The organism is Paenibacillus sp. FSL W8-0426, assembly GCF_037969725.1.
GTDB classification, from domain to species: domain Bacteria; phylum Bacillota; class Bacilli; order Paenibacillales; family Paenibacillaceae; genus Paenibacillus; species Paenibacillus hubeiensis.
Genome location: NZ_CP150203.1, coordinates 3317846 through 3328164 on the forward strand (window position 1 = coordinate 3317846; position 10319 = coordinate 3328164).

At 45.5% G+C, this 10319-nt stretch carries 12 protein-coding genes; 3 read left to right on the forward strand and 9 right to left on the reverse strand.

Annotation, left to right across the window (positions count from 1 at the left end; translation table 11 throughout):
- Positions 1–40: 40 nt before the first annotated feature.
- From MKY59_RS15005 to MKY59_RS15015, 3 genes are all read right to left on the reverse strand, one after another.
- Entirely contained in the window at positions 41–613 is a 573-nt protein-coding gene (locus tag MKY59_RS15005) for a Crp/Fnr family transcriptional regulator (RefSeq protein WP_339278216.1), read from the reverse strand.
- 131 nt (positions 614–744) lie between these two features.
- Positions 745–1101: a DivIVA domain-containing protein gene (locus MKY59_RS15010; protein WP_339278401.1), complete on the reverse strand. Its 357-nt coding sequence runs from the start codon at positions 1099–1101 to the stop codon at positions 745–747.
- A gap of 59 nt (positions 1102–1160) precedes the next feature.
- On the reverse strand, positions 1161–1634 hold the full coding sequence (locus MKY59_RS15015; RefSeq protein ID WP_236414085.1) for a hypothetical protein: 474 nt from the start codon (positions 1632–1634) through the stop codon (positions 1161–1163).
- Positions 1635–2011: 377 nt separating this feature from the next.
- Between MKY59_RS15015 and MKY59_RS15020 the strand changes: the two genes are divergently transcribed.
- Positions 2012–3241, forward strand: coding sequence for a multidrug effflux MFS transporter (locus MKY59_RS15020; protein ID WP_339278217.1), 1230 nt, complete (start codon positions 2012–2014; stop codon positions 3239–3241).
- Positions 3242–3495: 254 nt separating this feature from the next.
- Positions 3496–3927 (forward strand): GNAT family N-acetyltransferase, encoded by a 432-nt coding sequence (locus MKY59_RS15025; RefSeq protein ID WP_339278402.1) that lies wholly within the window; start codon positions 3496–3498, stop codon positions 3925–3927.
- A gap of 316 nt (positions 3928–4243) precedes the next feature.
- On the opposite strand, the gene MKY59_RS15030 is transcribed toward MKY59_RS15025, so the two are convergent.
- The 3 genes from MKY59_RS15030 to MKY59_RS15040 form a co-directional block, all read right to left on the reverse strand.
- The gene (locus tag MKY59_RS15030; protein WP_339278403.1) at positions 4244–5167 is read right to left on the reverse strand and encodes an IS3 family transposase; all 924 of its coding nucleotides are present in this window, start codon (positions 5165–5167) and stop codon (positions 4244–4246) included.
- Positions 5116–5433 (reverse strand): transposase, encoded by a 318-nt coding sequence (locus MKY59_RS15035; RefSeq protein WP_236415676.1) that lies wholly within the window; start codon positions 5431–5433, stop codon positions 5116–5118. Before MKY59_RS15035 ends, MKY59_RS15030 begins: the two co-directional genes overlap by 52 nt.
- A 77-nt stretch (positions 5434–5510) precedes the next feature.
- On the reverse strand, positions 5511–5684 hold the full coding sequence (locus MKY59_RS15040; protein ID WP_236414089.1) for a tryptophan RNA-binding attenuation protein: 174 nt from the start codon (positions 5682–5684) through the stop codon (positions 5511–5513).
- A 192-nt stretch (positions 5685–5876) separates the two neighbouring features.
- Between MKY59_RS15040 and MKY59_RS15045 the strand changes: the two genes are divergently transcribed.
- Positions 5877–6959: an ABC transporter substrate-binding protein gene (locus MKY59_RS15045; RefSeq protein ID WP_339278218.1), complete on the forward strand. Its 1083-nt coding sequence runs from the start codon at positions 5877–5879 to the stop codon at positions 6957–6959.
- Between the two features lie 92 nt (positions 6960–7051).
- On the opposite strand, the gene MKY59_RS15050 is transcribed toward MKY59_RS15045, so the two are convergent.
- From MKY59_RS15050 to MKY59_RS15060, 3 genes are all read right to left on the reverse strand, one after another.
- Complete coding sequence (locus MKY59_RS15050) at positions 7052–8515, reverse strand: oligosaccharide flippase family protein (protein WP_339278219.1); 1464 nt, start codon at positions 8513–8515, stop codon at positions 7052–7054.
- 80 nt (positions 8516–8595) lie between these two features.
- A complete protein-coding gene (locus tag MKY59_RS15055; RefSeq protein ID WP_339278220.1) occupies positions 8596–9717 on the reverse strand; it encodes an amidase domain-containing protein in 1122 nt (373 codons plus the stop codon).
- A 23-nt stretch (positions 9718–9740) separates the two neighbouring features.
- Entirely contained in the window at positions 9741–10319 is a 579-nt protein-coding gene (locus MKY59_RS15060) for a class F sortase (RefSeq protein ID WP_339278221.1), read from the reverse strand.

Sequence of the window (10319 nt, forward strand, 5' to 3'; positions counted from 1 at the left end):
CTGACCCGATTCGTTCGGCATTAACATAGGTTAATCCAGTTTATCCATGAAGCAAGCGGCTGAGAGATACGGGGGAGACGCCGATATAAGAGGCAATATGATATTGGGGAATTCTGTGTTCCAAGCCGGGATACTTTGCCAAAAAAGCATGGTACCGTTCCAATGCCGACAGGCATAACAGTTCCTTCTCCCGCTCTTCTTTGCGAATGTACAACCGTTCCACGGCCTTTCTAATAAATCTTTCCCACATGTGGCTTCGATCCATAAGCAGCTTTAGCGTGTCATAGGGAATTTCAATAACTACAGAATCCTCCAATGCCTCGATGTTGAATAGTGATTTCGAGCCCGTCACCATTGCACCATAGGATGTGGCATAGTCGTCCTCCAACGTAAAGGCAACGTTGAAATCCTTTCCGTCACGCAGCGCATAGTACAGCCGAAATAATCCCTGCACGCAATAATAGGCATGATTCACTTCTTCATCAGCTTGAATGATAGTGAAGCCGCTAGGGATATGTCTGATCGTAGTCAGCTGCACGAACCATTCCCACTCTCGGGGCGAGATGCCTCCTTGAACAGCCGCATTGTGAAGCGATCTATAATAATGCTGCATAAATTCCTCCTGTACGTGCCGTACCATCGTATTTCGGTGATAAGTATATTACAGCTTTCACTTGGATTTCTACAAGATCAGGGAAAAGGGGCTGAAAATAAAAAAACACCCTTTTCAAAGGGTGATCGTCGTTATGATTTCGTTAATCGACTCAACTGGCGAACACTGAATTCGAGCTGTTCAATGACATCTTCAAGCTGCTTCCGCTCAATGAAATGTTGACGCCATTCCTGCTCTCCGGATTCCTTCAAAGATCGAATTTGCTCTTCATGCTCTTTTTGTTTATCCATCAGGTCCGCGATGTGTGCATAGAAACGCTCATAATCCTTGACGACTTCGTCAAGGAACCGGTCTACCGCCTCGGTATCATAACCGCGCAGCTTATAATCAAACTGTTTTTCGTGAATATGCTGAGCGTCCATGCCTATGCCTAATTGCTTGAACAGCTGCTTCTGTTTTTCCAGCCGCCTTTTCAAAACTTCTTCCATGTTCACTCTAATAGACCCCCATATGAATCTGCAATGCCTTTTTCTTTATGCAGTTGGACTCAGGTATACACTTTTTTATAATCGACAGAGAGCGACTCAATAATCTGCTCATATTTTTGACTGGCACGCGGGGCATAAAAGCGAAAGAATTTATCCTGCAGTGCTGCCTGTGCAAGCCAATAAAAAAAGTCATTGCTAAGCCTGTTTTTGCCGATCGAGTAGGAGTACATGACACTATGTTGATACATGTTCTTCCATTCGAACGTAAAACGCTGCTTTATTCCTTTGTTTTCCAAACCGAACGAAAAATTTCCCTTCCTTAGAAGGTAAAACTTTTCCCTCCAGAAATACATCGGTCCGTCCTTCGTGCCAACAATGCCGGTAAAGCCGTTCTCGAAATTCATATAAAAGCCACGGATGAATGCATTGCCATCGATTCCGCGGGTATCTACTTCCTTAAAAGATTGCAGGTCCAGGCATTTGGTGTCATTTTTGGGTGGAGCATTAAAATCTCTGACATACATTGTGTGCATTCGAAAAGCACCTCCAGGATAAACATACTTTCATGTAACAGACACGTCCAAGAGAACGACAAACCTTCCCCAGAGACAATGATCCTTTAAGTATAGTTGATGGATATATACATTTTCTTAACACTTGCCGTCAGATCGAGGCTGTTCCAAAGCACGCTTCAATTTTAAAAGGAGGATAATCATATTGGATTTGTACTTGATTCATGATCATTTGGCGATTATGATGGAGCTTGGCAAGAAGGGGCATAGAGAGCTGCAAAATTTCAATTTCAATAGAAGCCGAGAAGCAGAAGGAGGTCAGTCATCCTAGAATTCCGAACAAAACAAATTAGCTGCAGTTATTAAAAACATACGAGGAATTGGAGATTTAATCATTAATGACAACCAACCATAAATGGAATGTGGCTGGCCTGGCATTGCTGCTGGGTTTATTTTCGACGTTAGGCCCGTTTACCATCGATATGTATTTACCGGCATTTCCCGAGATTGCCGAAAATCTTAATACAAGCGCTTCTCTGGTTCAATTCAGTCTTACTGCCTGTTTATTGGGCCTGGCGGTGGGACAGCTTGTTATGGGTCCTTTGAGCGATGCTTATGGCAGACGTACACCGCTGCTGATTTGCATGGCTGCCTACATCATTTGTTCCGTAGCGTGCGCCTATTCCCCGAATATCGGGCTGTTGATTCTGTTTCGTTTTACTCAGGGATTTTCAGCTTCGGCTGGTATCGTCATTTCTCGCGCAATCGCTCGTGACTTGTACAGCGGACATGAACTCACCAAATTCTTTTCTTTGCTTGTGCTTGTAGGCAATCTGGGGCCGTTGGCTGCCCCGATCGCCGGCAGTGGAGTTCTTTCATTTACGACTTGGGTGGGCGTGTTTATTTCACTGGCTATTCTAGGCATTTTCTTATTAGCGATGACCAAATGGGCTTTGAAGGAGTCGAATCCACTCGAACGACGTGTGGCTCCCAACTTCAAACAACAGCTGCGTAGTTACGGGCAGCTTCTGCGTGATCGCAAGTTTGTCGGCTACATGCTGGCTCAAGGCATCATGACGGCCGGAGTCTTTGCCTATGTAGCGGGAACGCCTTTTATATATCAAAATATTTATGGCGTTACGCCCACTGTATTTGCCATATTATTCGCATCGAACGGCATCAGCTTGATGATCGGCTCGCAAATTGTGGGGCGGATGTCACAACGTATACCAGAGCAGACTTTGCTGCTATCCGGACTGTGGGTTGCCCTGGCGTCAAGCGTTGCCGCACTGGTCGTAACCATCGTTCATGGCCCGCTTTTCGCTTTGGTCATTCCATTGTTCTGCTTTGTGTGTTCGATTGGTATTACGTCAACTGCGGCATTCCCGCTGGCCATGGAAAGCCAAGCCAAAAGTGCCGGAAGCGCTGCAGCATTGCTTGGGGTCGTTCCCTTCCTGTTAGGTGCATTGGTCGCTCCTTTGGTTGGGGTGGCAGGCGAGGACACTGCGGTTCCGTTGGGTCTGACTTTATTGGGGACCAGTATTGTTGCAATCATCACTTATTTTGTACTCGTTAAAAAGGTTTCGCAGGATGCCCCTCAACATGCCCAGTCTGATCTTGATTTTTAGGTATATTCGATCATCACAGAAACAAGCTGCCTCAAGACAGCTTGTTTTTTCTTTTTTATACTCGATTACCGTGTCACTGCATAAATCGGGGTGTTTTTGCTGGTTGATAAAGCGGCGAGCAATGTGTTTGCCTCTATGAGAAGCGATGTGAATTACAGTAACCCTGTTGGAAATTTGCTTTAACTATGTCATGATGGAAAAAAGCTGAAAAGCTCTGTCGTTAACAACTTATTTTGGGTTAGGGGATGAATTTTATTATTATCAGAGAAGCGAGTAAAACAGACTATCCACTGTTAAGACAAATATATCTTGAATCACGTCGCAAAAGCTTTCACTGGGCGAATGCAGAAGAGATGGGATTAAATGATTTCGATCGGGATACCGTCGAAGAACATATCCTGTTAGCTGAGGAACATTCGCAAATTCTTGGATTTGCTTCCTTATATTTGCCTGATCGTTTTATTCATAATTTGTTTGTACACCCCGATTTTGCCGGCAAAGGGGTTGGCGCTCAGTTGCTCAAGAAGGCCATAGAGAAAATGGGTACGCCTGTAACTTTGAAATGTGTGTCCGAAAATCACAAAGCGATGAATTTTTATGAAAAATGCGGTTGGAGGAAAGTTGTTGAAGAAGGAAAGCCGGGGAAGAAGTATTGGGTTCTAACATATGACGGGGTGACAAGTTAATGAGGGTTTCATCGGATTTCGTTTAGTCAGGGCGAAGTACCGCAACTACACCTTCAGCGTCTCCTCCTGTTTTTGAATGCAAAAAAACCACACAAATGTCCTGTATAAGGCCTTTGTGTGGCGAAAATGGAGATTTCTCTCCACAAAAGTCCACATCTCCAAGTGATTTTAGGTGTAATATTCCGTTGTAGTAAGTATAAATGGACTCCTTCATTGTTGTTAATAGCTTACCAAGTACAAGCTGTACGTTCTATCCAAATTATTGGTTGCCTTAACCAAAGCTATGCTCTTCTGTCAATAAAGTGGACACTCTCGTTTATGAGGTTTTTTGGTAATACTGTTGCTCGAATTCCAAAGGAGACAGGTAACCCAGTGTACTGTGTGAGCGTTTGCGATTATAAAAGAATTCCAAGTAGCGATATAGTGTTTCATAGGCTTCTGCCTTCGTTTTAAATCTAGGGATGCGATAGATCAGTTCTCGCTTCAATGTGCTGTGAAAGGCTTCAATACAAGCATTGTCATAGCAGTTTCCAGGCCTGCTCATACTCGCTTTCATCCCATACTGTTCCAACTTGCGTCGATACTCTTTGGAAGCATATTGTGCTCCACGATCAGAGTGGTGGATGAGCCCTTTTGCTGGCTTTTTCGCAGTATAGGCCTGGTTTAATGCATCCATGACGAGATCAGTGGTCATGCGGTCGCTCAGCTTCCAACCTACAATTTGCTTGGTATACAGGTCCAAAATGCTGGCTAAATACAGTCTGCCCTGACGGCATGGGATATAGGTGATGTCTGCGACCCATTTTTCGGCCGGTTTTGAAGCTGAAAAGTCTTGCTGGAGCTCATTAGGCGCTACCGGAAACGTATGTCTGGAATCCGTTGTACACACTTTAAACTTAAGCGAAACACAGGAACGAAGTCCGTTTTCGCGCATGATGAAGCCGACCGTACGCTCCGATACGACCCAACCTTCTTTTAAAAGTTCATTGCGAATACGAGGACTACCATACCTCGAATCCGAGTCATGATAGTGCCACAAAATTCGATTCGTAAGGCGTTTCCTCCGCTGATCTCGGTTGGATGGTGCAGCCAAACGCCATTTGTAGTAGCCACTCCGAGACACTTGCAAGACCTTGCACATCTTCTCCACTCGAAAGTCGGAGCGATACTCTTCGATGAATTGGAACCTCAGTTCTTTTCCTTGCTGAAGATGTGCAGCGCCTTTTTTAGGATAGCCAATTCTTCTTTGAGATCTTCAATTTCACGGTCTTTCCGGCGTTGTTCTGCTTCATTGGCCCGTAGTGTTTGTTCGAGATTTCGGATCTTTTCAGGATGGTTGACGTTTTCCTGATCGAATTGCCGGTACTTAGTCATCCATTGACTCAGCGTACTTTTAGGAATATTTAAATCTTCCGCTACATCGGATAGCGTCTTTGTTTGCTCCTGAATGTACTTTACCGTTTGTTTCTTAAATTCTTCATTGTAACGTTGCCGTTGTTCTCCCATGCCGTGGACACCTCTTCTTTCGTTAGGTCTATTATTTCTGTTCCTTAACGATGTGTCCACTTTTTATTCTAGCTGCACTAAGCGTGTTTTTTGATAAAATGAAGCAATGTTTGTCCCAACGCTGTTAAAATGACGCCTTTGCCATCACATTTAGAACAAGGTTCTTTTTCGTCATTGAGAACAACATATTTTTCTCCGTTACAGTTAGGGCAGGGGAGCTCTAAATCGTCTGTTGCAATAATTACTGACATCCTGATCACCTTTACGTTTTATTTAAGGAGGTTGAAGGTAGAACGCCTCGCTTTGATTTAACATATCAAAAGTAAGTCACTTATTCAACCTTGAGAATGATTATAATTCTCATTTACGAACTTCGACATTTACGGTATACTGACAATGATTGCTATACATAATGTCGGTAAATAAAAGAGGAGAGGATTGAAATGTCGGGAAGGATCAAACAAGGAATGTTCATTAGTTTAATGGCTGTAATGGTTTTTGTGCTTGCAGCCTGCTCCAGCAATAATGGCAGCAGCGATGCTGAAAGCATCAGCTCACAGCAAGCATCGACGAATAGCTCTGCAAAAGCTGCAGCGGATGAGGAAAAAACGAGCGGGAATGGTTCGGATGCGGCCCAAACAGCGTACCCGCTAACCGTTTCAAACTATAAAACAGAAAACGGTGCATGGGTGGCCAACGAACAAACTTTTGACAAGGCACCCGAACGAGTTGTTGCGAATACGCAAGGTGCTGCCGAACTGTTGATTCGCCTCGGTTTGACCGACAAGATTGTCGGCGTGGCAGCGCTGTTCGGTAGTGTCCCTGAAGACATTGCTGAGGAGTTTAAGAAAATCCCTGTATTGGCTGATAGTTATGTTGGCAAGGAAGTAACGATCGGCGCTTCCCCCGATCTGGTCATGGGACGTGGCGGATTGTTTGAGGATGCCGACTGGGGCGTTGGCACGGTAAGCAGCTTGAATGAAATGGGTATCAAAACGTATGTGCAGCGGACAAGCGTGACGGATGCATCGCTAGATAGTCTATATGAGGATATTGCTCAGCTAGGCGAAATCTTTAACGTACAAGGAAATGCAGCAGCATATATAGAGAAGCTTAAAGTTCGCGAGAATGCACTCAAAGCGAGAGCAAGCGCCGAACCGATCAACTATGCATCTTTCTTTGATAATGGGGATGGAACCATCGGCATTTACAATGGAAACGGAGATACGTTTATTGAGAGTGCGATGTCATTAATAAATATGCATAATATGCTTATTAACGAGACAGGCACGCTCAGCTTGGAGAAATTAATCGAAATTAATCCGGATGTCATGATTATTTCTAAATATGCCGGTGGCATCGACCCGCAGCAAACGATTGAAAAACTGTTAGCCAACAAGCAGGTACAAAGCGTTAATGCAGTCAAAAACAAGAAAATTCACGTTATTGATTTCAACAATTTCTGGGGCTATGGAGATTCCATCTTCACCGGAGTTGAAACGCTTGCCGATGATATGGGCTTGTAATGAATTGGATATCATTTATTTGGGTTAACGCCCAAGCAGGAGCCAATTTTATGCGTCGGCTCCTTTTCATTTGGTTCATCCTATGGTTCATCCTAACGGTTTAACCATTTGCAGCAAACGAGGAGGCAGACACCATACAACACCATTGCTGTTACTTCCCAGGGAGTACCGGGGAAAAAGGTATGTGCGGCCATCCGGGACGAATAGCCCAGCGGTATGCCGATGAATAATATGACGAAGCCCCATACAGCCATTTTGCTCCAGAATGTGCATTTCAGCAGCCTTCTGAGCGCAAAGACATTGGCTGAGAGGACGATCAGCTCCATAAGCAGAATGCCAACCACGGCTCCGTTCAAATGCAGGTAGGGAATAAGTATGTAGTGGCAGCATACGGCAAAAGCGATGCTGACTGCTGTGCTGATGAACGTGATTTTTCTTCGGTCCTGAGCCCATAGAATGCTGGTCGTGATTTCTCTTAGGCCGACAATTAACGGGATTGGTGACAGCCATTGGATCAACTGGGCGGCATCTGTAGAATTAAACAATAACAATGAAAGCTCTCTTGAATATATCCAAAAAAAGAGGCTGGATACCAAGCCCCAATTCCATGCATATCGGATGGCTTTGAAACTGTATGCCTGAAAGAGGTTTTCCTGTTGTTTTTCCCAGCTTGCCGAAAGTTTCATGGTCATAGTATGGGAGATCGCCGCTGTAACAATAGTCGGCATATAAGCGACCAGAAGGGCCATACCTGTCAGCAAACCAAAAAGGGCGGTAGCTTGGTTGACGGAATACCCGGCGCTCTGAAGCCTTGCAGGTATAATAATGGCATCGATCATGTCTGAAAACGGTATGAGCAGACGTGTCAGACAAATCGCGAAAGAACTCTGAAGGAACCATTTTTTATCCGTCCCCGACGGGGAGAACGGAGAGCCGATTTCAGCAGTATTCCTTGCAGTAAAGGCAAGCAGAATGACAAAAGCGGCAATTCCCCCCAATGTCGTCCCCATCATACTCATCCCGCCGGCATAGTGCGCACCTTTAGGTAACAGGAGAAAGCATAACGTTAACATCATTGCTATTCTGACCAACTGCTCAGCTACCTCGGAAAAGGCTACCGCTTGATAATGTTCCAGACCCTGGAGATATCCGCGCAGCAGGGCAAGGGGCGGAACAACAACAAAAGCTGGCGCCAATGCGCGAATAAAAAAGTAGCTGTCTGCGCTTCCCATAACATGCGAAAGCTCTGCTGTAAACGCAAGGGTCAGCAAGAAGGCGAGGGCTCCGCCGATCAAAAGCAGAACCGCCAGCCGCTTAAACCATGTCCATCCTTGATGTTTCGTTCTGGCAGTGTATAACGCTAGCGATGTAGGGAAGCCGCCTGTGATCAGCATAAGCACAAATCCGAAATAAGCATAAGCAATCTGAAAGAGGCCGATCCCTTCGGCACCGATCATCCGTGTTAACGCTACTCTGCCTGTAAACCCTATGGCTTTGGTCAACGCGATGGCGCCAAGCCGCATTCCCGTTTGCATCATGAGCGACGACTTGTCCATTGCTCTGGTCCTCCTGTTCTAACTTGTCCGTTCAAATATATGAACTTTATGAACAAGTAAGAACATAGGGAATGCGTGACCTAGTCCCGAATATGAATGAACAGATACTGGGTTTCGTCATCCCATCCCAGATCAAAGGGAGCCTTGTATCGGTCGGCCGTATGCGAGTTAACGAGCGGATAGCCGTGATCGTCAAAGCCGGTGACGATCGAGAAATGATCGACATCGTTGTGCATAACGTGGGCAATCAAATCACCTGAAACCAGCTCACCGATGGCTCCGTATGGACGCTTGTCTGTTCGCTGTGTAAGATCACCGAAATGCCCCCTGGCGATAACCGTTCCATACCCGCTGTTTAGAAGAAAATGCTTGAATGAATCGGTTTGCACCCAGGTACGGGTACCTCCATTCGGATAATGATATCTCCATGGTCCCCTCATCTTTAAGCCGCCTCCTTCTTCGGGATCACCCAAAGCCTGGGATGCAAAGTTGGTGCAGTCTCCACCCAAATGATTATAATTTTTATATTTCCGGTTATATTTTCCTTCGTTTCCGGCTCCCCATGCCAAGCCGGCATACTTATTCGCATAGTCGACTGCACGTTGGCGATTATACTGTTTGCCTGAAGGGATGCTCCGGTCGGATGGAGAGGGTGGTAACACGCCTGCAGGAATTTTCTTGGGATTTTCCTCCAATGGATCAAGAAACCATTCCTTGGCCACAACCCAGCGGTTGTCTTTTTTGGTCAGCGTCATTACATGCCAAGTCCCCAGACCAAACCAATTCATCTTGGAAGGAGTATCATGATACGTATATGCGATTTGTTGTGAATGTCCCAAAGTTAATTTGACCTGGTTGCCCGTAAATTTCATCCTGCCAATCCGAACCTTCGATTGCGCATCGACGACGGCCATGCTGCGGTGGTCGGCCCAAGCATGCAAATAGGTGGCTCTGATTTTCTGAATGTTGAGGGCGTGCCGTCCAGAACTGGAACCGAGGTCGTAATCCTTCTCCAGATTGACGCTTGTTCCGGCCAGATGCTTGGAACGCGTGTGAAAAAGATCGTTCAGGAACACTTCTACTTCTTTAGTCTCCATGTCGGATGCATCTTGGGCATTTGCGGACGACGGGAAGTCTGCAAATGAAAAAGATGTTGAGATCAACAACATGGCAATCCAACCAATGATGTGACGTAACTGCATTTGCCTGCTCCCTTTTCCATAAATTATTGGATCAGCCGCGTATAAACAATCAAGCGCTGTTCATGCTCTTTTTTGGCACGGTTGTATATCCCGGTACAAGTAATCAGGTTTAAACGAAAGTCGGACGTTTCACCAAAAATCCGATCCAAGGGAGCTTCATCCGTAAAATAGGATTCAACGGATTCCACTTGATATACCAGAGAACGATTGCTTTCATCAAACAAAAGCACAAAAGCGCCGGGACCTTTATAATCATCCACATGTCCGGAAATTAACGCATTGCCTGCTTCTCCTGGCAGCACGCCTCCCGCAAAATATCCGGCAATCTCGCTTGATTTGGGAAAACCGAGCCGGCCGTCTTTTTGAACGTCGACAGGAACGACTGGTGCACTAAGGTTAACCGAGGGGATACACAATCGTACAGGTTTAAGTGCAGACCATGATGTAGAATCGATGTTTTCTTGCTCATGATCGGGATCAGGCTTTGCTTGAAATGCTTCATGGTGAGCCTGAAATTGGCCCTGGCTTGTTGACCATAACCCAATGCTAGGGCCAAGACAAATCACGAGAAACAGAAACCATAAAAGATATCGTTTTGTCAT